Origin of the sequence: Rubripirellula lacrimiformis (assembly GCF_007741535.1) — a bacterium.
In the GTDB taxonomy this organism is placed as follows: Bacteria; Planctomycetota; Planctomycetia; order Pirellulales; family Pirellulaceae; genus Rubripirellula; species Rubripirellula lacrimiformis.
This window is the reverse complement of the sequence record NZ_CP036525.1, coordinates 823945-849888: the sequence shown is the minus strand read 5'-3', so window position 1 is coordinate 849888 and position 25944 is coordinate 823945. Positions and strand designations below refer to the sequence as shown.

The window sequence follows — 25944 nt, the reverse complement described above, 5'->3', positions numbered from 1 at the left end:
GTAGCGAGACTCGCCAAGAGTTTCGGTAGCGACATCCACCGGCCGAAAGTCTTGGCGACTTGCGCTACCGAAGGGCGAAACCCGTGGCGAAACTCGCCAAGAGTTTCGAAACCGACGCGCACAGGCCGAAAGTCTTGGCGACTTGCGCTACCGAAGCGCGAAACCCGTAGCGAGACTCGCCAAGAGTTTCGGTAGCGACGCCCACCGGCCGAAAGTCTTGGCGACTTGCGCTACCGAAGCGCGAAACCCGTAGCGAGACTCGCCAAGAGTTTCGGTAGCGACGCCCACAGGCCGAAAGTCTTGGCGACTTGCGCGACCGGAGGGCGAAACCCGTAGCGAGACTCGCCAAGAGTTTCGGTAGCCGACGCCCACCGGCCGAAAGTCTTGGCGACTTGCGCTACCGAAAGGCGAAACCCGTAGCGAGACTCGCCAAGAGTTTCGGTAGCGACGCCCACAGGCCGAAAGTCTTGGCGACTTGCGCTACCGAAACGCGAAATCCGTAGCGAGACTCGCCAAGAGTTTCGGTAGCGCCCCCCCACAGGCCGAAAGTCTTGGCGACTTGCGCTACGGATGTGGCGACAGCCCTTCGGATTCAATGCGATTTGCTGGCATCTGCCTGCGCAGCACGCTAACGTAATACCCCGCGTTCAATCTGAAACCCGAGGAGCATCATGCCGTTGAAACATTCGCTCTCCCGACGGTCCGCCGTCTTACGCACATTGGCTGGATTCTCGAGCGCCGTTGTAGGGTCGACTCTGCCGTGGCAGCCCGCGAATGCCGCGCAAGAGAAGGGAACAGCGCAGGCAGACCCCAAGATTCGTGGGCCGTTCCCGATCCTATCCACTCCGTTTACGGATTCGGGTGAAGTTGATTACGGCGTGTTAGCGAAGGAAGCAAAGTTCGTCTCCTGGGGTGGATGCCCTGGGATGATCTGGCCGCAATCGGGAGACAGCATCGATCTGTTGACGATGGACGAGAAGATGAAGGGCATGGAGGTTCTGGCTGAAACGGCACGCAGTCTGCCAACATCACTGTGCCTGGGAGTCCAGGGAAAGGATACCGAAGAGATGCTGGCCTTCGCCGCGCATGCAGAGAAGCTGCAACCGGAAGCAATCATCTCTCGACCTCCCGATTCGGGAAAGTCCGAGGAAGATCTGCGGCAATACTGGCGATCCCTCGCTGCGGTGGTCAATCGGCCGGTGATTCTGCAGACAACCGGCGGCGTCCATTACAAAGGGCCGATTCCGTCACCGGAACTGATGATCGAATTGGCGAAGGAGTTCCCACACTTTGGGTATATCAAAGAAGAGGCTGGAGACGTGCTGGGGCGAATGCGCACGTCGGTCGCCGCGATGCCACCGGTACGCCGCGTGTTCAGTGCTCGCGGTGGATTTCATTGGCTCAAAGAATCCCAGTTGGGATCCGAAGGCGTGATCACGGAACGCGCCGCATACGCCGACGTCCTAACCCGCATTTGGGAATTGCAGCAGAGCGGCGAAGCCCCGAAGACTCTGGAAGACGTGTTCAACAACTTCATTCAAATGGTCAAGGTCAAGCCTGGCAGCCTTCGCGGCGCGAACCTGTTTATTTGGAAGAAACGAGGCGTCTTCAAGAACTTGGTGTCTCGCGACTATGGCCCCCAAAAATCAATTCCTCCGTCGCCAATCGTGTCCGAACTGAAACTGGACGACCAGCGGATTGCAGAGATCGAAGAACGCTTCGGCGCACTGCGTCCTTATCTGAACGAAGAAACGCCTGACTTGTCCTAGCCAGCACCGAAGCTGACTGACAAGTCGGTGATCGAATCCAGTGAACAACGCAACCACGAAGGTATCGACCATGGCGAGCCCCAATCGTCGTCAATTTTTCCAGCACCTGGCTGCAACTGGCTTTGCTGCCTCGGCAACCATCTCTGGCACCAAATCGTCTGGGCAAGTCATCGGTGCGAACGATCGGGTCCGCGTGGCCATTGCCGGAATCAACGGCCGTGGCCAAGTCCACATGGGCGTCTTCGGTGCGATGAAGAACGTGGAAATCACGCATCTGGTGGATCCGGACAGCCGGTTGTTCGCATCGCGAAGCGCTGCGGTCCAGCGATTGACCGGGAAAAAGCCAAAGTGCGTGCAGGACATTCGCGAAGTCCTGGACGACCAATCCGTCGATGCCGTTTCGATTGCGACGCCCAATCATTGGCACGCGTTGATGACCATCTGGGCCTGTCAGGCCGGAAAAGATGTCTACGTCGAAAAGCCCTGCAGCCACAACATTTCGGAAGGGCGGCGAATGGTCGAAGCGGCACAAAAGTTTAACCGCATCGTCCAGCACGGGACGCAGTGGCGATCCGATCCGAAATGGCAGACCTACACGACCGACATCCGCGATGGGAAGTACGGCAAGTTGCAGACTGCCAACATTCAAATCTTCCGCCCTCGCAAAAGCATTGGCATCCAAAACCCAGTACCACCGCCACGCGAATTGGATTACGAGCTTTGGACCGGGCCGGCACCGATGAATCCCTATCGGACAAACCTAGTTCACTATCGCTGGCATTGGATGTGGGACTATGGCGATGGAGAAATTGCGAATCTAGGGGCTCATGAATTCGAAATGGCACGCTGGGCAATGCCCGAAACGGCTAATCCGAAATCCGTTGTCAGCCTGGGCGGTCGTTACGGGTACGAAGACCAAGCGGACACCCCCAATACTCAGCTAACGCTGTATGACTTCGGCGATACCAAACTGGTGTGCCAACAACGCGGCCTTCATTTCGACAAGCCGTTGAAGATGAGCATCGATTTCCATACCGACGAAGGGCGGATCCAGGAAGGCAAGTTCTATCCGCACGGGAAGGAACAGGGAGAAGTGATCGAAGGAGCCCCACCGAGCGGACTTCCGCAGGACTACGCACGCGATCACTTCCAAAACTTCATCGACTGTGTTCGCAGCCGCAAAAGCGAAGACCTGGCATCGGATGTCCTGGATGGGCATCGCACAGCCATCTTGGCTCACCTGGGCAACATTTCTTATCGCCTGGGTGACCAGACATCGTTCCGCAACGATCCTCAGCAGCTTTCCGAAAGTCCGATTGCATCGGAATCCTTTGAAGCGATGAAACACCATCTGGTTGACGTCGCCGGCGTGAATCTGGCGAAGGCATCCTATCGGATCGGTCGCTCGCTGCAGTTCGACGCCACCACCGAAACATTCGTCGATAGCCCCGAAGCGAACCAACTACTCGGTGGAAACAACCGACCCGGATTTGATTGATCAGCCATGACAAATCCCTACGAACCAACGGTGTCGGAGTCATCCGATTCGCCAAGGTGGAGCGAATCGCATCTGCATGCCTTCGCAGGGTGGTGGCTTGCTATCGCGGGGCTGATCCATTTTGCTGCCGTGAACGTGCAATCTGGCGCACGCTCTTTCTCATCACTTGACTGGTCTCCAGCCTTTCTGGTTGTGCTTGGTACATTGGTTGTGTTTCGCGTTCGCATCGCCACGATGCTGACACGACTTATCGGATCGTTTGTCATCGTCGGGATCGCAGTTGCTTTTGTTTTGATCGTGGTGGGCTTTGGCGATGGTGCTGAACTAACCTATGGCAACACCACCGTCACAGATCCCCCGCCCTGGCAGATTTGTTGCATGCTGCTTGTGATTGGCGTTACACTCGTGCCACCCTGGTGGGCACTGCAGCGGGCCATGGCGGACAACCATCGCGTGCGATGGCGCGGCGGTGGCTAGGGTCTGACGCCTGTCCACTTGATCGTCTTTCGCAGTCTTGACGGTCACCTGAATCAAAATCACGTTTGCATCGCATGGGAAGCGACCGGAACGTTGCGTCTTCTCATTTCCCGTTACTTCTTCGATTCAATCCTATGCCTGTGATCACGACGCTTGGCTTTGCCGGCCGCACCGAAGAGGCGTTGGAACACTATCGCCATGCGTTGGACGCCGAAACCGTGTTCTTGATGCGGTTTCGCGACAGCCCCGACCAGTCGCATACCCAACCGGGCATGGAAGACATGATCTTTCACGCGACGTTTCGGATTGATGGAACAGAATTCATGGCCAGCGACGTCGGTTACGCACGAGGTGCAGCGGACGCCGTTTTTGCTGGCTTCTCTCTCGCTTTGCGGCTAAGTTCAATCGACCGAGCGAAACTTGCATTCCAGGCGCTCGCGGACCAAGGCCAAATCGTGATCCCGCTTGCGAAGTCTGCTTTCACATCCTGGTATGGAATCGTGATCGACCGGTTTGGCGTTTCCTGGAAGATTAATGTTGATGGGAATTTGAAATGATGCTTCGAATGTTCTTACTCGCCTTCGCACTGACATCGTCAAGTATCGGATTCGGCCAGACCTATACCGACAACAATGACAAGGTGGCCCAGAACCTGGCGGCAAAGTTCGGCCGTTCGATAACGTCAGCCACTTTCGTCGCAAAACAAAATCCGGCTATTCACAAACGATTTGATGAATACGCAACTCGGTTAACGATGTCGCCAGAGCAGAAGGATCGCGTGATGCTGACGACGCATCTTCGGGCATCATTCGGAACGATCGCTGCTGTTGGGACGGACTATGTACTGGTGGAGATGGACGGCGATCAAGAAGGCAAGCGTGTGATCCCAAAGTCGTCCATCGGTGCGATCCATCTGGAATCGAGCCCAGTACGTTTCCTGCACCCCCCCACATCGTCACGCAAATCCAAAGATTGACAAACAGGTAGCCAGGAATCTTTTAGCTGATCGGCTGATCGGCAGCTGGTGCGATAGCTGCGATCCCCTCGATACGTCCGGCAACGGACAAAGGAATGGATTTGGCCCAGAACCCGTACGAGTCGCCGACCGCGTCAGTTCACCAAACGATCCCTCGCACCGCGTGCCACCCGGATTGGCGTTGGATGGCGTGGATGGTGCAGGCGTTTTCATGGATCTGTTTACTTGCAATCTTCTTCTCTGGTCATAACGCAGGCTGGCGATTAACGATTCATGGGCTTTGCGATATTCCGATCGCTGGCACCCAATCGGTACTGCAGCGTCCCTTGATCGCTTTGCTGATTGCAACGCTGCCGACCCTCGTCGTGTCTGTCGCCTTCCTGCCACTTTATCGTCGCCGCGATCCCAGCAGTACAACGACGGGAATGAACTTCGTTTTCTTGTTACTCGGCTCGGTCCTCGGTATCCTGACGGCTTCTCTATTCGACCCCGTTTGATCGGCGCGTCGCGGCCCGGCGGCATGATCGCAGCGCAGCGAGGCGTCCAATTTTTCCAACCAATCGGGCGTTCGAAACGGGGGAGCCAGAATCACACGTTTCGCGAATTCCCCCGCCTACAACGAACCTCGGTTTCGATCGGCAGCGTCCTGACAACATGATTCGATCGATGATCCCTATCCGCTCTCTGGCGCTGCTTCTGTTAGCTTCCTTTCCAATGTCGTGTCTTGCGCAATCGTGGGGATACAACCGAAACCGGATCGCGATCAGCTTTGACGGCAACAGCGCGGCGGACAACCAATACAAATGGCCAACCGGGGACCCAGACGATTGGGGAGCTCTCCCGGCATCCTGTGCGATCATCGCGAAACTGGGCCTACAGAAGCAATTGGTACACTGCTCGTACAACAACTTCATCGATGCGCCGCCAGGCCCCGATTCGAAGAACCAACTGAAGATCAGTGCAGACGGATCGATCAAGTACTGGGACTTCGACCGGGATGTGTTCTTCGATGTCACCAAACAGCAGCAACAAGCCGTTGAAAGCTTGGCGACCGAGATGGAGAAGTCGACCGACGCCGATCCGCTGTACTTCATCCATGCTGGACTATCGGAGTTCGTTTATCTTGCCGCGAAAGAGGTGATGCGAGACGGAAAAGCCGATTCGCTGACGCACGTTCATCTGGTGTCGCATAGTGCATTCAATGAAAACGAGCGTCGCCGCGAAGGCCATCACACCTGGAAAGACATTCAACAGATCAGCGGGAATCGGATTCAGTACCAAAAGATCAAAGATCAGAACGGCAAACAGAATCCGAACCATCTTTGGAACTCGGGAAACGACTTTTCGGTTTGGCACTGGATGCGTGACCACCCGGAACCCGACGTTCAATGGATGTACTCACGCGTCGAAGCACACCGTGGGCACATTGCAGACATTTCGGATTGTGGAATGTTGTTTTATTTATTGGTTGGCGATGACGATGGCGACCCTGCCAAATTCCGTGATTTCATTGGAAGCCGAATCCGACCACCCGCCGCGACGGAATGATCGATTCATCCAGCCGGATGGATCCAAGACGAAGCAGGAACGATGAGGCATTGCCCCACCGCACGTCGAAATCTTTGCGAAACGCTTTGGTCCCATGAAACAAGAAACAACGACTCGATCACCTGTCATGCGATTTAGCCTACGGACTCTGATCACCGTGATCGCCGTGGCGGCCCTTCTTTTAGCGACCGCGCAGCCATTGTTCGACTGGCTCGACTCGACTCCGCTATCCCAATCCATCGCACAAATCAACAACCAGATCCCTGAGGTCGCTGAAGGCGACGACGGGCCCATCACCGAAACCCTTGTTCTCGCAGCAATCGATACGGGTCTGACGCAAGGCAAAGTCCCAGAGCACCTGGCCTCGGTTCTTGAAGGCATCGCTCAATACAAACGACTTCCCCCTCGTGCCAGTTTGGCGTCATCGGTCTTCTACTCTGGGGCAACTCCTGGAAATCCACCGATCAAAAACGTGGTCGTTTCGTTGGTGATATCGAACGATGCTAACGGTGATTTCACGCTGCCGATTTTCGCGGCGAAGGCTGGCTTTATGAGCCAATGACCAACGACGCCGCACATCCTGTTGCATCAACCCTTAACATGGGACGTCTGGCCATGGGACGTCTGGCCATAGGGCGTCTGGCCACGGGGTCGCTTGGAAGGCGCTAGCCCGTGGTGACGGTCGCTATCCGGTTGATTCAGGCATCACCTGACCTATCAAAGCCATGATGCATTCTCTTTGGACAATGTCGAGCTTCGCCATGAAACCACTTCGACGTCTGCCGTGTTCTGTGTTCCTGTTCAGTATGATTTTGGCGACGGGTAGCGCGTCGGCGGGCGAGTTCGAGTCGATCTTTGACGGCGAAACGCTGCGGGGTTGGAACGCGATCGACATGAAGTATTGGTCGGTTCGAGACGGCGCGATCACGGGCGAATCGACTGCCGAAGTCCCCTGCACATCGAATCAATTCATCGTATGGCAGGGCGGCGACGTCCGCGATTTCGAAGTCAAGCTAAAATTCCGAGCCATTGACAACGGCTGCAACACTGGCGTCCAATTCCGCAGCAAAATCAATCCGGACGGCTTGGCGATCGGATACCAAGCGGACATCTATCAGAGCGGTCCCTACCTGGGCGGCGTCTGTGATGAAATGCATTCACGCAAAGGCCCCGAACTGCTGACCGCCAACGGTACCAAGACCGTGATCGACAAGGCCGGAAACCGCACCTCGACTGACTTGGACTCGAAAGCCAAAATGAAGCCACAGGGCGAATGGAATGAATACCACGTTTCCGCCAAAGGCCATCACATCACCCTGCGAATCAACGGCCAAATCTGCTCTGAACTGATCGATAACGAAGAAGGCCATTTTGACCTCGAAGGCATCCTCGGATTGCAGTTGCGATCCGGCAAGCCGATGACGGTGCAGTTCAAAGACATTGTTCTGAAACAGCTTTGACCTGCATGGCATTGAATCGACGGACCGTTCGCTGCTTCGCAACTTCCTGGACTCTGCGCTGCGATTCAATCGTGCCTGGGAGCGTTTCCTAACGGATGCTGGATTGGACAAGGTCAATCGGCTGCGGAAAAACTACAACCACTTTTATCCGCTGGAAAAGTCTTGCGCCTTTGGGCATGAGATCGCGCAAGACGATTTCACGTCTCTGCCACCGCTGAGCCCTTCATTCCTGATCACGCGATTCCCGCTGCTGGACGTTCCGACAACAGCGTGTTGACGACGCCGCGGCGTTGATCCCACAGCTTGGGAAGTTCGCCAATTCGTGGCGATGGGCTGTTGAGTGACGGTTTCCCGACAGTTTGTCGACGGGGACGCAACCTCACTAAGGGAGCGTCCTGGCTCATCAAACCCACATTTCCGTTAAATTCGGCACCGGAATGGCTGATTCTCATTGGTCGGCGGGTTAGTGTGTACCACCGGAATTTTCTGATGAATCCACCTTGGAGTACTCCCATGAAAATGCGTTTCCTACTGGCAGCACTGGCGATCGCCGTCAGCGCCTGCTCAACCAGCCAAGCAGCGATCGTGACCACTGAACTGACTTTCGACACTCCGGACAGCGTAAACAACACGCTCGACCTGTCGCTTTTCGGCAGCACGGCCGAGACCCAAATTACCGGCAAAATCATTGCCTTGCTAGAAATAAACACCAGCACAGGAGTGATATCTTCGTTCAAGCTCGATGGCGGCTCGCTAACCACCAGCGCTTGGACAATGAACATACCAGTCGCCAATATGTCGCTTGATACAAGCGTCGCGAACGGGACTGGCGGCAGCGACACTGGCGACCCCATCAACACGTTTTCCGAAGTAACTGGCTCAACGTTCGATGCGACACATCATTTCATCCATTTAACTAGTGGCACTGTCGAGGTGACAACCGTGGCACCCGCGTCAACCGACACGCTGGAGCTTGATAACACTGATATTCCCGGCATTGGGAATGGAACGATCACATCAACACTCAATGGCGGTGTCTATGATATTGTATTCAGCATGGACATTGACGACATGCAAGAGCTCTCACCAGGAGCGTCGCTCCTCATTTCCGGCGGACTGCTTGCTCGCGGACAAGTGACCGCGGTTCCCGAACCGACTAGCGCTGTTGCGTTGGCTGGGATCGTTGGCGCTTGCGTGCTGTATCGACGCCGCAAGAGATCGTCCAACGCGATCTGAAACGGTGGAGCAGGATTGGCATCGCTGGCTGCATTGAGCCAGCGGTGGCTTCTGTGGCCTAGGCTTGCAGTCTGTTGGGACCCTAAACCCAATCAGGATGCCTAGGCTACGTTTTGTTGCTCAGTCGGCGACGAGGACCAGTTTTACCGCGTCGAGGATGACGAAGCCGTTGGTCCCCGAGTTGGTGATTCGGATGACAGTATCCATGTCGTCCACCAGGTCAACGGTGCCGATGGTACGAAACAACTGCCCCGACGGGATCGGTTGAGTTTGGTCGACGGTGACGGACACCTGATGTGGACCGCTGGTCACAGAGACAGGCACGTTGGTGGCGCGAGTTTCGTGAGCGGAATAGGCCATCGATAGCGTGTGCGGCCCCGCCTTCTTGGATCGATAGCGAAAGACCGCGGTCGCCTTGCCATCGGCGGCAGCATCGTCATGCAGGTAGCCCTGACCAATGAAGGATTTGAAGTTGGTGGAGTGTTTCCAAGTTCCCGTCACCGCCGCGCCTGCATCATCCAGGACTCCCGGCTGAATGGACGGGTCTTTTTCTTCGGGAGGAAGTTCCAACACTTGGCCTTGATCCAGAAGTCGCTGACGCAATTTCGGATAGGGCAAGTCTTGAACTGCCACTTCACTGGACGCTGCCATGGCGGCCGCGATCCCCGCGCTTTGACCAAGAATCATCCAAGTCGGCTCGACACGGATGGAGGAGATGCCGACGTGCGTGCAAGAGAGGGCAACGGGGACCAGCAGATTCGAAGCTTGATCCGAGTGCGGAAGAATGGATCGATAGGGAACCTGGTAAGCGTAACCCTGTTTGGGATACTTTTTGCGAACCGGAAAAATAGTGCCTTCGTTGATCACCCCGCCGCCTCGAATCGCGACTCGCTGGCAGTCATGCGAATCGATGGGAAACGAAGAGATCACGATCGGATCGTGCTTCACCGGATCGTCCAGGATGTCCTTTTGACGAAGCACATACTGGCCACGCATCCGGCGGCCTTCGCGGACATACAGTGCCGGTGAAAAATGTCCGTATTCAGGAAACTCGTCTTTGCAGAGCCCGAGCCGGGCGTACTTTGCACGAGTCGTTTCGCTGACCGACGGATCGGTGGTTAGGAAGTGATAAAACTCTAACGTGTATTGCTTGTGCGCTTCCCAGATCGCGACCCGCCCCGCTTGGTCCGCTTCGCACCATCCATTGCATGCACCGACCAACCCTAGCGAGAACTGGCCACCGATGGAGTTGTTTCCATCCAGTTTTCCATTGGGAAGCGGATACATATCCCACCCGACCGATCCCCCTTTTTCCAGATAGCGTCGCACGACTTCGAAACGACCAGGGTCGTAATCGGTTGGCTCGGGAAACGGTACGCGGTTTTCGGGATCCGCCGTCAAACAAAGCCGAAAGCTATAGACCATCACGTTGGAATCCCCTTCGTCGGCGGGGCCCGCATCCATCGTGGTGATCAGCGGCAGCAGGTTGCCATCGGCGTCGAATCCGTCGATGTCCAATTTTGCCTTGGGATACTGTTTGCCCGCCAGCGACTCGCCAAATTCGGACCTCCCTTCCCTGCCGATCGTCCAACTGACACCGGCGGCCGCCATCAGGTCACCTTCGTAACTGGCATCGATGTAGACATCGGCATCGAACGCACCGTCATTGGTCACCAGCGATGTGATTCGAGATCCATCCTTCGTCACCGAATCCAGATAGCGATTGGTCAGCACGACTACTTTGGCTTCGTCTAGCATTTGCTGAGTCACCCGCGCAGCGACGTGCGGCTCGTAGGTCCAATGCGACTGATCTTTGACACTCACCTTGTACGGCAATTCGATTCCACGATCGGCATAGTCGCGTTGAATCCGGGTGTGCCATTCGTCAAACAATCCCATCACGGTGCTGCGGACCGTTTGATTCGAATCGCTAAAACTAAGCCCGCCTGTGTTGACGCCACCGACATGCGATGTCGGTTCCAACAGGGTCACCGACGCTCCCTCGCGAGCGGCCGCGATCGCGGCACAGAAACCACCTGGGGTGGCACCGTAGACGACCACCGTCGCTTCGTCCGCACTGGCGATGTGCAGATGGGGAACAATCAGTGCAGCGGCAAGGGCAAGCAGCCAACGAACAGGATTTAACATGCGGGAGTGAATCGTCGATCGGGGTGGGAAACAGGGCGATCACAGAATTGCGACGGATGTTGCAACGACAACGGACGTCCATCCATCAATGCAGCGCCGTGAACTTCGCCCGAAATTCTACCCCGCAGGGAATTCTGGCGAATCCCACGGCATGACGATTCATCCAGCGGTGATCATTCCGCCAACGCTGGTCGCTGAGGCCGATCTGGGCGAGTGTCATCGTCGCGATTTCCACCCGGTCGTCCACCGCCGGGACGACCACCGCCACCGAATCCACCGCCGCCGAATCCACCACCGGGGCGTCCGCCGCCAGCACCACCTCGACCGCGACCGCCGCCTTCGCCACCGCCCGGTCGCCCGCCACCGAATCCGCCTCGCCCGCGTCCTTCGCCGGCTGGTTCCGTTTTGGCGACCACGTTGTCGGCGGGATCCACCGATTCACTTTTGTCCATGACACAGTACAGATGTTTGTTGCTGCGAAGGATCATTCGTCCATCACTGATCGCAGGGGTTCCGCCGAAGGTTTCACTATCGGCCGTGACACGATTCACGCTGATTTGTTCCAATTCATCGCCAAGCTGGAAAACAAACATTTGGCCCGTCCCGTTCAGATAGTACATTTTGTCGGCTGCGACGACCGGCGACGGGTAGTCCAGCGAACCGAAACCTCCGCCGCTGCTGGCAACGCCTTCCAGTCGGACTTGGCCCAGCTTGTCGCCCGACTTTGCATCGATCGTCGTGGCGACTCCGTTTGCAATCAGATACAAGCGTGACTGGTAACCAACCGGGGAAGCAAACCGGGTTGTTTCCTGACCGCTCCACAGCACCGCGTCGTCACTGGTGTCCCCTGCACCGCCAACTTTGACGGCGACACTTCCGCCGCCGCGACCGGTAAAGGCAAACGCCGTGTCGTCCGCGACAACCAGGCTGGACTGTGCTTGGTCAGCCCCCGTCGCTTCGCTGAACCAACGCAGTTTGCCAGTCTTGGGATCCAGCCCCCAAATCTCCTTGGGCACGCTCATCACCAAGTCGGTTCGCGAATCGTCGATCTTCACCAACGTGGGTGTTCCCCACATTCCATCCAAGCCCGACGCTTCTTGTCGCCACAACTGTTTGCCGGTTGATTTTTCGATCCCGACGATCGATTGACTCTCGGCCGACGCGGTCACGATCACCGTGTCCTCGTAGACGACGGGACTGGACGCCGATCCCCAAGCCCAAGGATCCGACTCTTGCCCCGTGCTGACGTTCCACAGTTGGTTGCCGTCCAGATCGTAAGCATGCAGACCGCTTTTGCCAAAGTAAGCGAACACGGATTTGCCATCTGAGACGGGCGTGTGCGAGGCATAACCGTGGGCCGTGACACCGACTCCGGCATAGGGGTCCTCAGGCAGCGTGGCGGCGACGTCGCTCTGCCACAACTGCTGGCCCGTCGTCAGGTCGAAACAAACCAGATGACGAACCAAGTTCGCAATTTCACCCGGTGCTTCGCGATCGAGCCCATAGCCCGAATAGCATGTCACGAAAACACGATCGCCAACGACGATGGGGCTGGAAACACCTGCCCCCGGCAACTCTGTTTTCCACGCAACATTCGCATGGGGCGACCACTGTGTGGGCAAGGCGTCACCATCCGGACTGACCCCCGATCCGTCTGTCCCACGAAAGCCTCGCCAATCCGCGGCTTGAACTCCCGAAAAAAGGGCGACAACTGCAAAGGTCGCAAGCCACAGACGCTGCATGGTTGATCTCGATAGAAAGAAAAGAACGGAGAGCCGAGCGAAAAGGAACCGCCCGCCGATTGCGAACGATTCGATCATTAAACCACGTCCGAGCAACAAAGTTTCGCAAGCGACGCCCGAATGCGGCCCGAAATCATGGCGATCAACGTCCCAGGTGGCAAAAAACACCCCCGGCAACGCTATCCAATGGGCACAGATTCCGCTGCGAAGAGGGCTTCTGCTGCGACCGCTGCCTGACGCACCCTTTCTCTAGCGTTCTTCGCTGCCCGAGTTCCAGTGGATCTTCGCGACAAAGATGCTGTTGTCGGCGCCGTAGGGGTTGTCGACTGGGATCACAACATCGGGGTGACGCCACGTCTGCATCCATTCGGTGACCACCACCCAGGTTTCATCGGGGGTGATATTGGCGACGCCAAAATTTCCCAAACGGGCGCCGCGCTGCGGCACCACGATCTGCTCGGTCGATCGGATCACCTGCAACTTCTCGGGATCCACCTCAGCAATAAACAGGGGCGCACGGTGACGAAACACATGATCGTTGTCAGCCCCTTTCCGCGTGTAGACAAGGAACAGACCATTGGCGTGCGTGACCCAGTGCTGTTGCGTGTTGTAATTGCCCAAGTCCGTGCCATCGTCAAACGTCCACCGCCGCGGTGTTTCGAAATTCACCCCATCACTGCTGGTGGCGACGTAGCCATGATCGTCGTTGCGCATCGTCAGATAGAAACGGTCACCGTGCTTGGTAATCGACGGCTCGTACAATCCACGTTTCACATCGATGGTCAACTCGCTGCCATGTTCAACATAAGTCAGGTCGGTGCCATCAAACCGGCACCGACAAACAGCGACGGAGTACTGCGTCGCCTTGGGTTCTTTGAAGGACACTGGCAACAAGATATCGCCGTTCGGCAAATCGTATCGTTGCACACTGCCGGCACCACAGTTTTCGAATCGGGATCCCGCCGGCATCTTCAACATCTTTGGTTTCCCCCAGGCGTCTGATGCCGGGTCATAGACCGAGTACGCGGTGAAGCGTGGTCGAACATGCATCACTTTGTTGTCAAGGTAGCGAACCGTTTGACCGGTGCCCAAAAGTTTCCCCGATGCTTCGTGCCATGCCGGCGTGAAGTCGCAAATGGTTTCCTCACTACGGTCATCGATCGCCCAACGCTGGAATCCGGGTTGTTCGGTCAACGGCGACCAAGTCTGCCCCAGGTCGTTGGTCAGCGACGAGTTGAGTGCGTAGAACACGTCCGATCCGGTGATCATCAGTGGTTGGCTGGTGACGACCACCGTTGGCGGCGACTTGGCATCGACCGCTGGAATGGCACCGGCCCGCGCATGAACCCAGCATCGGGTACCGTCATAACCGCTGGCCATCACCGTTCGCTCGATCGAAAACGGCACCACACCGGAATGACCAGTACCGGAATCATCCACACCGGAATCATCCGCATTGGAATCAACAGCGACGGATTCATCCGCGTGTACCAGCGGCGTCGTCCCGACGAACACGTTCCCCCAGACGATGGCGATGGCCACAGAACCAATCCATCCCAATCGCCGCCATCGAACCAATCCCTCAACACGGACATTCGGCTGTGACACGGTGGCAAACATGGCGGGGCACCTTGAGCGATCGAGAGGCGGGGAGCTTGATCGACTATGATCGACCGCTTGGCACACCCTGCGATACCGCTGGCGTCCAAGGATCATCCACTGGGTTAACATAGCCAGACCGAGATGGGGGGCTGCATTGTACCAACCCGCGTCAGGCCGAACCTACTGGCATCCGCGTGTTCACGTACTCGCATCCATCGCCAAAGTAAGTTCGACATCATCCGCACCCACCCTCCACTTCCATCCCACCACTTCCAGCCCCACCGAACCGTCATGGACACTGCACAACGAAGACTGTTTTTGAAATCAGCCACCGCCGGACTGATGCTGGGATCAACCGGACTGTCGGGCGGTCACGATGCCTGCGGTGACGATGCGTCCACGGCGGGCGCCGCGGCCCCGACGGAAACCGGCAACACCAAACGCCGTGTCGCGGTGATCGGGCACACCGGGCGAGGCGATTACGGTCATGGACTCGATACGGTATGGCAAAAGATCCCGTCGACTACCATCGTCGCCGTCGCGGATGCCAACCCAGCAGGTTTAGCGAAGGCTCAAAAGAAACTAAGCGTCGCCAAAGGCTACACCGATTTCCGAAAGATGTTGGCCGAGGTTCAACCGGAATTTGTGTCGGTGGGACCACGCCACGCGGATCAACACCATGACATGGCGATGGCCGCGATCCAGGCTGGCGTGAAGGGGATCTATATCGAGAAACCGTTCTGCCGCACTCCGGCAGAGGCGGATTCATTGGTCGCTGCGTGTGACCAGCACGGCGCGAAGATTGCGGTCGCCCATCGGAATCGATATCACCCGGCGTTGAAACACATCGAAGCAATCATTCAGTCCGGCGACCTTGGCCAAATCATTGAATTTCGTGGCCGGGGAAAAGGCGACCACCGTGGCGGCCCCGAAGACCTGTGGGTGCTGGGCAGCCATGTATTGAACTTGGTCCAGCACTTTGGCGGTCATCCCAAGTCCTGTTCGGCACGTGTGTTCCAGGACGGACGCCCCGTTACCGCCGACGATGTCAAACCAGGTTCCGAGGGTCTTGGCTCGATGGCCGGGAATCAGGTACGGGCTCGTTTTGAAACCGAAAAGGGAATCACGGCATACTACGATTCGTTCGCGAATGATGGCACCGCGGCCAAAGGATTTTGTCTGCAAATGATCGGCAGCAAAGGCGTCATCATGCTTCACATCGATGCCAACCCGATCGCCCACTTCCTGCCGGGAAATCCGTTCCAGCGGCCTAACGGGGATCGTCCCTGGATCCCGATCACGACTGCTGGACTTGGTAAACCCGAGACACAGAGAGACGTGGTTGCCAAAGTGCACGACCACATCCTGGGCGTCGAGGACCTGATCCAGGCCTGTGACGATGATCGGCGGCCACTGTGCGATGCACGCGACGGATTGACCACCGTTGAAATGATCTGCGCCGTTTTCGAATCCCATCGGCAAGCCGGAAAAGAGATCAGCTTTCCGCTGACTCAGCGTGGCAATGCGTTCGATTCGCTATAGCGGCGAATCGGGACAACCCAATGCACCGGCCCCGCAGGGGCGAACCAGGACGTTCCGACCTGGATTTCCCCTGCGTTGAACAAGACTTGCCGCCGAAACGGGTCGCCATCAACAGGTCGTTCTCTATTGGCCCGCGGCGTTCATCGCTTGACGCAGGACCGGTTCGAAGACATCCGCTTGACGCATGAACCCCAAATCGCTGGCGTGCGAACCGTCCGTTGCCCCATCACCATCGGTCCCGTACAAGGCGTCGCCATCCACGTAGAACAAGTTCGGAATGGATTCCGATTTCAATTGTTTGAATGCCTGTTGCAAGGCTTCGTGGTTGGCAGTGTGGTGCTGGTCACGCGATGGCAGAATCCAGCTGTTGGTATTGCGTCGGTCTTCCACCAACACGATGGGCGTGTTGGGCTTTGCCGCGTGCAGCTGTTGGATCAGTGGCACGCACTTCTGCGCGACCATCTGGGCGTTCATGTTTGGCAGACAGTCGATCACGTAAACGGCCGCATCTAGTTGCGTCAAGAAATCACCAACCGCGGCGTCCATTTTCCCGTTTCCGGAAAAGCCAAGGTTCACAACCGGCTGATCAAACCGGCGGCCCAAAATTGCTGTGTGCACCATTCCGGGACGACTGGCGCAGGCGCCGTGCGTGATGCTGGTTCCGTAGAACACGATCGGCCGGCTGCGTGGTGCAAGCGATTCGAACTTGCTGCCCGACGGGACACCAAAACGAATCGATTCCACACCATTGTAAAGCGGCAGATAGGCCGCGAATTCACGAAATCCCGGTGCCATTCCGCTGATCAATTCGGACTTCACTTCTTGCTTCGAAGGCCGCGTTACCTGAACCCATCGCCAGTTTCCGTCGGCATCGCGGGCGTACAGATCGACTCCGCTGACACCCGTGGCCGGCATGTGGGGCATCGCGAGGTTGCTGTTCAGCAGTTTGTAGTCCACGTGGATGGCGGTTGCGTCGGTTTTGAATCGAACCATCATCCCGGAACTGTGACGACTCAGATTCCAAACCGCCTTGGTCACCGTCTGCTCGGCCGACGCGGGCAGCCGGTCGAACCAGCGCAACCGTTTCTGATCTGGCAAGATCCGCCCTTCGACACCCCAGGTGGTGACGTCATGCCAATCCAGGCCGTCGCCGGCTTGCTTGTCAGCAGCCATTTCCGGGTCGAGTGCGCCGATCTTGCTGACCGACTTGTCTTGCGAATACAGCGTCGTGCAAAGCAGACAACTCAACAAAAACAATAACTTCACTGGCATGGCGGCAGGACTTCCAAAGGTGGGGTGGGATCGATGAAGGTGAACAGTCTAATCGTTCAGCCAATGCGAAGAATGTCCCGTTGGTGAAGGAGACAAGAAAATTGACGCGGCCAGTCACACCGACGCCCCCACCATCGCGTGCTTTCGCCCCGGATTCGAAAAAGTCCCCATCGTGGTTTGTTATGATGGTCGGTACCCGGGTGACGCCCATGTCGAAATCAGATCCCAACGAACCTTCGTCGTTTCGGTTTCATGTCACCTCCGCCCAAAGACTTTGCGAGTCCGAATAGCCATGCCCCAGCAAGACCTTTCTCGTCGGCAATTTCAAAAGCGAACGGCGGCGACCGTCGCCGCGACCGCCGCCACCACACTGACCAGCGTTTCCGCCGCTGGCACGGGTGACCGAGTTCGACTGGGTTTCATCGGTGTGGCGAATCGTGGCAGCCAGTTGATGAAAGCGTTCGCAGAACACGACGACTGCCAGACGGTCGCGCTTTGCGATGTGGATTCCCATGCACTTGCCAAAGCTGCGGCGCAGGTCGGCAACGACACCTTTCAAACCGGTGACTTTCGCGAACTGATTGCCCGCGATGACATGGACGCCGTTGTCATCGCCACACCCGATCACTGGCACGCCATTCAATGCATTTCCGCCTGTGCCGCGGGCAAAGATGTCTATGTCGAAAAGCCCTTGGCGGTGACGATTCACGAAGGACGTGAAATGGTCAAAGCGGCTCGCAAGTACAAACGCGTGGTGCAGGTCGGCACCCATCGGCGCAGCAGTCCTCAATACGCCGAACTGGCGACGAGGGTCCAAGACGGATTGATCGGCAAAGTGTGCATGTCACGAGCCTATCGGCTTAGCAACATGGCTCCGTCCGGGATCGGCAAGCTGCCCACATCGACGCCGCCTGACCATCTTGACTGGGACATGTGGGTGGGGCCACGCCCGGAACAGGCGTACCAGGACAACATCGCACCCTACAAATTTCGTTGGTGGCAAGGCTACAGTTCGCAGATGGGCAATTGGGGAGTCCACTATTTGGACGCGATCCGTTGGTGCACCGGCGACGAGGCCCCCAGCAGTATCTCGGCGATGGGTGGTCGCTTTGCCGTCGACGACGATCGAACCATTCCTGACACGATGGAGGTCACGTTCCAGTTTCCGTCGGGACGAATGGCGGTGTTCGGCATGTACGAAACCAGCAGCAATTCGACGATCCCGACCGGAGACGTCGAACTGCGAGGAACGCTTGGGACCGCATTCCTGTCTGAAAAGGGATACGAAATCATTCCCGAAAACCGTGGCCAGTTTGCTCCGAAGCACGAGATGTCCAAGCCCCAAAAGAGTCTGGGCAGCAACAACAACCACGCACTGACAGCGCTGCACGCTAGAAATTTCTTGGACTGCATGGCCACTCGCGGCGAGCCAAATGCGGACATCGAAATTGGCCATCGCAGTACAACGTTTTGCCATCTTGCCAACATTTCCTTGACGTTGGGCCGGCGATTGGAATGGGACGCCGCGAACGAACGGTTTATCGATGACGATCAAGCCAACGAGATGTTGCACTACGAATACCGATCACCATGGAAACTGCCTTCGTGAACACAAGACACCGCCAACCAGCGTCCATGAAGATCGCCGCGGTCGCTTTGATTTGCATGACCGCGCCGGCATACCGATGCGGCGTTCTTCGCGCGGACCAACCGCAAACCAGGGAATCGAAAACGGAAACCGACGGAGCGATCATTCTTCGCAATGATTTCTCGGACGAATCCATCGGTGCCTATACCGACGACGCGTTCAAATCCGACCGTGATTGGGGCAAGGTTCGTTGGGTCCATTTTCATGGGCGAGCGAACATCGTCGACGATCATGGTGACAAGAAACTAAGGCTGACATTTCCGAAGGGCAAGTTTGGCCACCAAGAGACGGGCGGAAACGCAGCCGTTTCCATTGGAAAACATGACGAAATCTATCAGCGCGTGACCATCCGCTTCGAACCGGGGTTTTCGTTCGTCAAGACGGGGAAAATTGTGGGACTCGGCAGCGGCGCCCACTGGAGTGGCGGAAACGTTCCGCGTGAAGGCCAAGGGTACACGTCGCGGTTCATCTGGGACCGCCAGCACGAAGCGGCGATGTACCTCTACCACATGGATCAACGAAGCAAATACGGCGACGTGTTGAATCTAGGTTTCAAGTTTCAAACCGGTGTCGACTACACGCTGACACAGCGAATCAAAGCAAACACGGGCAGCCAGAAAAACGGGATCCTGCAGGTCTGGGCCAGCCAGGACGGCGGACAGCCGAAACTGGTCGTCGACCGAAACGATCTTCGCTTTGGTACCGAGGGCCGCAGCGCAACCGAATTGATGTTCGTCGCGCCATTTCACGGCGGTGGCGATGCCAGTTTTGCTGCCGGCCAGACCAGCTACATGACGCTGGACGATTTTGTGGTTTCGTCGGCAAAATTCAGCGACCTGCCGTAGACGCGTCGATGGGCGAATCCCCCGGTCCAAGCACCGAAAGCACCAGGTACCAATCCGTTCATCGGAGCACGCCGGCTGTTCATCGGAGCACGCCGGTCCCCCCCCTTCAATCGGCCACCCAACCGAACGAATCGTGGGGTGGTCAAGAAAGCGTCTGTGCATGATGGCCAGCGTCGACATGCGCCCAGCATTTCTCGGATGCATGCGGACGCCGTGACGCTTTCGACTCCGGCCGGAGCCTTTTTCGACCATCCCGTGCGGACCGCGACATGGTAAACTGGCCCAGCGTTGGCGCACCCGATCTGTCGCTAGCCAACGGCATCCCGACGTTTCCGCTGACCAGGTACTGATCTTCTATGTCCCGTGCACTTCTTGTGATCGACATCCAACGCGAGTACTTCGACGGCGCCCTGCCGATCACGCATCCGGTTGGCCACCTAGAACAGATCCTTTCGGTGATGGACTTTGCCGCCGATCAGAAGATCCCAACGGCGGTGATTCGCCACCATCAACCCGCCGCCGACTCGCCCATCTTTCGCAAGAATTCGGACATGTGGCAGTTGCACCCAGAAGTGGAATCTCGGCCCCGCGATATTCTGATCGACAAACAGATGCCCGGATCGTTCACCGGGACGAACCTTGGCGATTGGCTACAACAAATCGGTGCGGATACGGTCACGATCGCTGGCTACATGACTCAGATGTGCTGTGACACGACCGCTCGCCAAGCTTTTCACCGCGGATTCAAAGTCGAATTTTTACGCGACGCGACGGGAACCCTTGCCGTCGAAAACGAAGGCGGCAGTGTCACGGGCGAACAGCTTCACACCGCGACCTTGGTGGCCCAGCAGATGTTCATCAGCGACGTCATCGATCATCAACAGTGGACCGATCGCTGCCAAGCGTAGGAATCGATGCACAACGGACTGAACCCGTATCAGCCGCCCCCCCCGACCGATGACCAGCCAACCTGCATTCACGATGGGGTCGCCGAAGTTTCGTATCGTTTGACGCGTCGTCATATCAGACGAGCCGAAGAACAGTTTCTGTTGCGGACTCACTTGACGCGTCTAACGTTGGCCTCGCTGGCCATGATTGTGCTGAGTTTGGTGTCGATCGGTTCGGCCACGGTCCTGGGCGAACGCGCATTCATCGTTGCCTTGATCGGATCGATGTCGTTGGCGGCGTTTGTCTACCTTGCGATCATCCACCACACAAAACATGCGGCCCGAAACCAGCAGCGGACCATGGGATTGGTCGCCGACTCGCAGTGCCAAGTCGCCTGTGGGGCGGACACGTTCACCCTGTTTTCGCCGGTCGGAAAATTCTGCTGGCCCAACGAATCGTTGAAGACGTACAGGACACGCGATGGACTGATCGTCTGCAGCGGCCGCTCGGAATACGTTTTCGTGCCCCGGAACAGCCAGTTCCATCACGAAAGCTATCGCGATTTCTGCAAACGAGTCGAATCCAGTACCGGCAGTTAAGATCGGGGATGATCGACGAAGATTGATCCACAACGATGGCTGGCTCGGTTATCATGTCCAGCCCTCCCTACCTGACGTTGCCCGCCCCATTCCTGCAAAGGATCTGTACACCATGATTGCACGCTCTACGTTCGTCTTGGCCGCACTATTATCGATTGCCGCGGCCCCCTCCATCGGGAAGGCCCAGCAGTCACCCACCAAGCCGATTCCGCTGATCTTTGATTCTGACATCGGCAACGATGTGGACGACGTCTTGGCCATGGGGGTGATCCATTCTCTACAGACGCGGGGCGAATGCGAACTGTTGGCGGTCACGATCACCAAAGACAACCCATTGGCGGCTCCGTTTACCGATGCGGTCAACACGTTCTATGGGCGTGGCGAAATCCCGATCGGAGTTTGCAATAGCGGCGTGACCACGCATGACGGCAAGTTCAATCCGTTGGCGGAAATTAAAGATGGCGACGACTTTCGATTCCCGCATGACCTGCTGTCCGGCAAAGAAGCCCCGGATGCCGTCACCGTCCTGCGAACCGCGCTGGCCGCTGCCGATGACGCCAGCGTTGTGATCGCTCAGGTAGGTTTCTCGACGAACTTGGCCAACCTGCTGAAATCCGAACCCGACAACATCAGCCAATTGAACGGCAAAGAACTGGTGTCCCAAAAGGTTCGTCTGATCTCGATCATGGCCGGCGCGTTCACAAAGATCCCCGACGGCAAGGGCAATCGTTATGACCACAAGGAATACAACATCGTCAAAGATATCCCAGCCGCCCAAGCGATCGCCAAGGACTGGCCGACGCCAATCCTGTGGAGCGGTTATGAGATCGGTATCGCGGTTGCCTATCCGCACGAAAGCATTGAACAGGACTATGGCTACGTCGAACATCATCCGTTGTCCGAAGCCTACATTGCCTACAACCCACCGCCACACAACCGCCCCACTTGGGATTTGACCAGCGTGCTGCAGGCGGTTCGTCCGAACCGTGACTACTTTGGATTGTCCCCCAAAGGCATCGTCACAGTCGCCGATGATGGACTGACCACCTTTGTCGAAGACGCCAATGGACGCGATCAATACCTGACCTTGACCGACGCCCAGAAGCTGCGTGTCACAGAGGTCTTGGTGGCTCTTTCCAGCGAACCTGCGAAGCAATGATGCCGTCGTCCGATGGTGGCGGTGCACAGGATCGTCGCCCCAAGATTGTGGTCCTGGGGTCGATCAATATGGACCTGGTTATCCGGTGCAAACACCTGTCACTGCCTGGCCAAACCGTGATCGCAGATTCCTGCGATGAAGTTCCCGGTGGTAAGGGCGCCAACCAAGCCGTCGCTGCTGCGCGAGCCGGCGGCAACGTCGCGATGATCGGGCGAATCGGCGATGACGGGTTTGCCGACCGTCTATTGGCCAACCTTGGCCAGGACAACATCGACACGCAATCCGTTATCGCTACCGCCAATAGCCCCAGCGGGATCGCCATCGTCGCGGTGGAATCCAGCGGCGAAAATTCGATCATGGTTGTGCCAGGCGCTAACGCTGCACTGTCCCCCCAAGACGTTCAGACGCATCGTCAACGGATTGCCAGCGCTGACATCCTATTGGTGCAATTGGAAGTCCCGCCATTGACGGTCTTGGCGGCGATGAAGATCGCCTGCGATGCGGGCGTTCGCATCGTGCTTGACCCCGCCCCGATGCCACCGGAACTAGCCGATGGTCTGCTATCGGCCGATGTGATCTGCCCCAACCAATCCGAAGCTGCGGCGATCGTTGGCCACGCCGTTGACAGTGTCGATGATGCCAGACGGGCCGCCCGTCGCCTGCACGAACTGGGGGCCAAGAACGTCATCCTGACGCTGGCCGATCAAGGCGCCCTGGTCAGCGATGGCAGCGACCAGCAATGGATCCCGCCAACGATCGTCAGCGCAGTTGACACAACCGCGGCGGGGGATGCTTTCGCGGGCGCCCTGGCGGTGCGATTGGCGGAAGGCGCCAGCACCGTTGACGCCGCCCGATTTGCCTCCGTCGCCGGCGCCATCGCTGCAACCCGACATGGCGCCCAACCGGGTCTGCCCCACCGAACCGAGATTGAACAAACACTCGCACAAAGCCAACCATGAACCACCCTACCCTCCCCTGCCCTCCCCCAGCCCGACCATTGGCCCGACCATTGGCCCGACCATTGGCCCGCCCCTTCACCCGCCGCCACGCGATCTCCATCGCAATGGCGGCGTGCTTGTCGCTGCCGATCGGCTGCGGTTCCCGGTCATCCACGCCTGCCGATGGAAATGCCGACGCGGACCCGGATCGGCCACGGGTTGCGTTGATCATGAAGTCGCTGGCGAACGAGTTCTTTTCGACCATGGAACGCGGCGCCCAAGAACACCAAAGCCAACACAGCGACCAATACGAACTGATCACCAACGGCATCAAAGATGAATCCGACCTGGGCCGTCAGGTGGCCTTGGTCGACGAAATGGTTGCCTCCGGAGTCGATGTGATCGTGATCGCACCTGCCGATTCGAAGGCCCTTGTGCCAGCGCTCCGCAAAGCCAAAAAGGCAGGCGTCGTGGTCGTCAACATCGACAATCGATTGGACAAATCGGTTTTGGAACAGGAAAACGTTTCGATACCGTTCGTCGGCCCCGACAACCGTTCGGGTGCCAAGACCGTGGGCGACCACTTGGCAAAATCGCTTAGCCAAGGTGACAAGGTCGGTGTCCTGGAAGGCAAGACGACGGCGTTCAACGGGATCGAGCGAAGGCTGGGATTCGAAGCAGCGATGAAGGACGCGGGCATCGAAATCGTGGCCAGCCAATCAGCCGATTGGGAAACCAACAAAGCCAATACGATCACCGCGTCCATGATCAGCGAACACCCCGAAATCAAAGCGATCCTAGCAGCCAACGATTCGATGGCCCTGGGTGCCGTCGCGGCGATCAAAGCGGCGGGAAAAACCGGCCAGATCCTGGTCGTCGGTTTCGACAACATCGGCGCCGTCGGTGAATTGATTCGCGAAGGGAAAGTTTTAGCAACCGCCGACCAACATGGCGACCAGCTAGCGGTCTTTGGAATCGAAACCGCACTGCAGATCCTAGGTTCGACGGATTCAACCACCGATGACGTGCAGACGCCGGTCGACCTGATCACCGCTGATACGCTGGCCCCATGACATCGCCTCCCCTGCTATCCGTACGTGGTCTGACCAAGACCTACGCGGTCACAGTGTTGGATGATGCGCAGTTGGATATTCGGCCGGGCGAAATCCATGCGTTGCTGGGTGCCAACGGCGCTGGCAAAAGCACGATGTGCCGGATCATTGCCGGACTGACGCCGGCAACATCCGGGGAAATGCACCTAAGCGGATTCCCATTTGCGCCGGACAACAAAACGGCGGCCGAGGCTGCGGGGGTCCAGATTGTCCAACAGGAACTGAACCAGATCGCCACCCTGTCGGTCGCCGAGAACATTTTGATCGGGCGAATCCCCAGCAAGTTGGGGTTCATCCAGCAACAAAAACTGCACCGGCATGCGCGTGCAGCACTCGATCGATTTGGGCTGCAAGAGATCGCCACGACGACATTGGCCGGATCGCTGGGCATCGGCCAACAACAGATGATCGAGATCGCGACGGCTTTGGACCGCGACTGTCGAATACTGATCCTGGACGAACCCACCGCCGCGCTAAGCCACGGCGAAACCGAAACGCTGTTCATCTGGCTGGATCAACTTCGCAGCCAGGGCGTCGGCATCATCTACATTTCACACCGGTTGGACGAAGTCATCCGCATGACGGACCGGATCACGGTGCTGCGTGACGGAAAACACGTCATCACTCGCGACACCGATGGCGTCACGCACGACCAGATGGTGGACCTGATGACCGGCGAAACCGGACCAAGTGATCCATCGAAGTTTCAGTCGTTTGCGATCGACGCCATCGGCATGCGTGTCCAAGGGATGACGCGTGGCCGATTCGTTCAAGATGTCTCGTTCACCGTGCAGCGTGGTCAACGATTGGGGATCGCCGGACTCGTCGGCGCTGGGCGAACTGAATTGCTGCGGTTGCTGTTCGGAGCCGACCCCGCTGATGCCGGCGAATTGGCGATCGGCAATGGCCCACTTGGCAAACCCTTTCGCAGTCCCCGCCACGCCGTGCAGGCCGGATTGGCTATGGTCACCGAAGACCGCAAAGAGAACGGGCTGTTGCTGTCACAGTCGATCGGTGTCAACGCGACGTTGGCGTCGCTTAGCCCTACCTATTCGGCTGCGGGCTGGATCCGCCGTCACGCCGAACACGATGCCGCCGAACAGATGCGGACGTCCTTGGACATCCGCTGCAACAGCGTTCAGCAATCGGTCGGGTCGCTTAGCGGCGGCAATCAACAGAAGGTGGCGATCGCGAAGTGGTTGCTGCAAGGAGCCGAGGTTTTCTTCTTTGACGAACCGACGCGGGGTATCGACGTGGCGGCGCGACGTCGCATCTATTCGCTGTTCGATTCGTTAGCCGCGGATGGAAAATCAATCGTCATCGTCAGCAGCGACCTGGACGAACTGATGCAAACATGTGACCGCATCGCCGTGATGTCGGCTGGACGAATCGCCGCGACATTCGACCGTGGCGAATGGTCCGAAGAACAGATCATGAAGGCCGCCTTCGCACACCAATCGACAGCCGCCGTATGAATCCCGATCC

The 25944-nt window shown here is 57.5% G+C and carries 23 protein-coding genes; 19 read left to right on the top strand and 4 right to left on the bottom strand.

Going from position 1 to position 25944, the window contains the following annotated elements; all coding sequences use genetic code 11:
- The first annotated feature begins 671 nt into the window (after window positions 1-671).
- From K227x_RS03020 to K227x_RS02975, 10 genes are all read left to right on the top strand, one after another.
- Window positions 672-1769 carry a dihydrodipicolinate synthase family protein gene (locus K227x_RS03020; protein WP_145168017.1) on the top strand — a complete coding sequence of 366 codons (1098 nt, stop codon included), beginning with the start codon at window positions 672-674 and terminating at the stop codon, window positions 1767-1769.
- Window positions 1770-1839: 70 nt separating this feature from the next.
- Complete coding sequence (locus K227x_RS03015) at window positions 1840-3267, top strand: Gfo/Idh/MocA family protein (protein ID WP_145177162.1); 1428 nt, start codon at window positions 1840-1842, stop codon at window positions 3265-3267.
- A 234-nt stretch (window positions 3268-3501) separates the two neighbouring features.
- Window positions 3502-3744 (top strand): hypothetical protein, encoded by a 243-nt coding sequence (locus K227x_RS03010; protein WP_145168016.1) that lies wholly within the window; start codon window positions 3502-3504, stop codon window positions 3742-3744.
- 134 nt (window positions 3745-3878) lie between these two features.
- The gene (locus K227x_RS03005) at window positions 3879-4301 is read left to right on the top strand and encodes a VOC family protein (RefSeq protein ID WP_145168015.1); all 423 of its coding nucleotides are present in this window, start codon (window positions 3879-3881) and stop codon (window positions 4299-4301) included.
- Window positions 4298-4720: a hypothetical protein gene (locus tag K227x_RS03000; RefSeq protein ID WP_145168014.1), complete on the top strand. Its 423-nt coding sequence runs from the start codon at window positions 4298-4300 to the stop codon at window positions 4718-4720. The genes K227x_RS03005 and K227x_RS03000 overlap by 4 nt, the downstream gene beginning before the upstream one ends.
- 185 nt (window positions 4721-4905) lie before the next feature.
- The gene (locus K227x_RS02995; RefSeq protein WP_145168013.1) at window positions 4906-5217 is read left to right on the top strand and encodes a hypothetical protein; all 312 of its coding nucleotides are present in this window, start codon (window positions 4906-4908) and stop codon (window positions 5215-5217) included.
- Window positions 5218-5434: 217 nt separating this feature from the next.
- On the top strand, window positions 5435-6268 hold the full coding sequence (locus tag K227x_RS02990) for a hypothetical protein (protein ID WP_145168012.1): 834 nt from the start codon (window positions 5435-5437) through the stop codon (window positions 6266-6268).
- Between the two features lie 157 nt (window positions 6269-6425).
- On the top strand, window positions 6426-6830 hold the full coding sequence (locus K227x_RS02985) for a hypothetical protein (RefSeq protein ID WP_145168011.1): 405 nt from the start codon (window positions 6426-6428) through the stop codon (window positions 6828-6830).
- Between the two features lie 199 nt (window positions 6831-7029).
- Complete coding sequence (locus K227x_RS02980) at window positions 7030-7728, top strand: 3-keto-disaccharide hydrolase (protein ID WP_218933738.1); 699 nt, start codon at window positions 7030-7032, stop codon at window positions 7726-7728.
- Window positions 7729-8241: 513 nt separating this feature from the next.
- The gene (locus K227x_RS02975) at window positions 8242-8964 is read left to right on the top strand and encodes a PEP-CTERM sorting domain-containing protein (protein ID WP_218933737.1); all 723 of its coding nucleotides are present in this window, start codon (window positions 8242-8244) and stop codon (window positions 8962-8964) included.
- Between the two features lie 120 nt (window positions 8965-9084).
- Here the strand turns inward: K227x_RS02975 and K227x_RS02970 are convergent, their stop codons facing one another.
- The 3 genes from K227x_RS02970 to K227x_RS02960 form a co-directional block, all read right to left on the bottom strand.
- Complete coding sequence (locus K227x_RS02970; RefSeq protein ID WP_145168008.1) at window positions 9085-11112, bottom strand: FAD-dependent oxidoreductase; 2028 nt, start codon at window positions 11110-11112, stop codon at window positions 9085-9087.
- Between the two features lie 173 nt (window positions 11113-11285).
- Entirely contained in the window at window positions 11286-12854 is a 1569-nt protein-coding gene (locus K227x_RS02965; RefSeq protein ID WP_145168007.1) for an outer membrane protein assembly factor BamB family protein, read from the bottom strand.
- Between the two features lie 249 nt (window positions 12855-13103).
- On the bottom strand, window positions 13104-14396 hold the full coding sequence (locus tag K227x_RS02960; RefSeq protein WP_145168006.1) for a glycoside hydrolase: 1293 nt from the start codon (window positions 14394-14396) through the stop codon (window positions 13104-13106).
- Window positions 14397-14747: 351 nt separating this feature from the next.
- On the opposite strand from K227x_RS02960, the gene K227x_RS02955 reads away from it, so the two are divergent.
- Window positions 14748-15998 carry a Gfo/Idh/MocA family protein gene (locus K227x_RS02955; RefSeq protein ID WP_246146463.1) on the top strand — a complete coding sequence of 417 codons (1251 nt, stop codon included), beginning with the start codon at window positions 14748-14750 and terminating at the stop codon, window positions 15996-15998.
- Window positions 15999-16121: 123 nt separating this feature from the next.
- Here the strand turns inward: K227x_RS02955 and K227x_RS02950 are convergent, their stop codons facing one another.
- Complete coding sequence (locus K227x_RS02950) at window positions 16122-17270, bottom strand: SGNH/GDSL hydrolase family protein (RefSeq protein WP_145168005.1); 1149 nt, start codon at window positions 17268-17270, stop codon at window positions 16122-16124.
- A 292-nt stretch (window positions 17271-17562) separates the two neighbouring features.
- Here K227x_RS02950 and K227x_RS02945 point away from each other — a divergent pair, with 292 nt between their 5' ends.
- From K227x_RS02945 to K227x_RS02910, 8 genes are all read left to right on the top strand, one after another.
- Entirely contained in the window at window positions 17563-18879 is a 1317-nt protein-coding gene (locus tag K227x_RS02945; protein WP_145168004.1) for a Gfo/Idh/MocA family protein, read from the top strand.
- Window positions 18876-19763, top strand: coding sequence for a polysaccharide lyase (locus K227x_RS02940; RefSeq protein WP_145168003.1), 888 nt, complete (start codon window positions 18876-18878; stop codon window positions 19761-19763). The genes K227x_RS02945 and K227x_RS02940 overlap by 4 nt, the downstream gene beginning before the upstream one ends.
- Before the next feature lie 356 nt (window positions 19764-20119).
- Window positions 20120-20671 carry a cysteine hydrolase family protein gene (locus K227x_RS02935; protein ID WP_145168002.1) on the top strand — a complete coding sequence of 184 codons (552 nt, stop codon included), beginning with the start codon at window positions 20120-20122 and terminating at the stop codon, window positions 20669-20671.
- A 6-nt stretch (window positions 20672-20677) separates the two neighbouring features.
- On the top strand, window positions 20678-21250 hold the full coding sequence (locus K227x_RS02930) for a hypothetical protein (RefSeq protein ID WP_145168001.1): 573 nt from the start codon (window positions 20678-20680) through the stop codon (window positions 21248-21250).
- Window positions 21251-21362: 112 nt separating this feature from the next.
- Window positions 21363-22409: a nucleoside hydrolase gene (locus K227x_RS02925; RefSeq protein WP_145168000.1), complete on the top strand. Its 1047-nt coding sequence runs from the start codon at window positions 21363-21365 to the stop codon at window positions 22407-22409.
- A complete protein-coding gene (rbsK, locus tag K227x_RS02920) occupies window positions 22406-23368 on the top strand; it encodes a ribokinase (RefSeq protein WP_246146462.1) in 963 nt (320 codons plus the stop codon). The genes K227x_RS02925 and rbsK overlap by 4 nt, the downstream gene beginning before the upstream one ends.
- 38 nt (window positions 23369-23406) lie before the next feature.
- Window positions 23407-24420: a sugar ABC transporter substrate-binding protein gene (locus K227x_RS02915; RefSeq protein ID WP_246146461.1), complete on the top strand. Its 1014-nt coding sequence runs from the start codon at window positions 23407-23409 to the stop codon at window positions 24418-24420.
- Window positions 24417-25934: a sugar ABC transporter ATP-binding protein gene (locus K227x_RS02910; protein ID WP_145167999.1), complete on the top strand. Its 1518-nt coding sequence runs from the start codon at window positions 24417-24419 to the stop codon at window positions 25932-25934. The genes K227x_RS02915 and K227x_RS02910 overlap by 4 nt, the downstream gene beginning before the upstream one ends.
- Window positions 25935-25944: the final 10 nt, after the last annotated feature.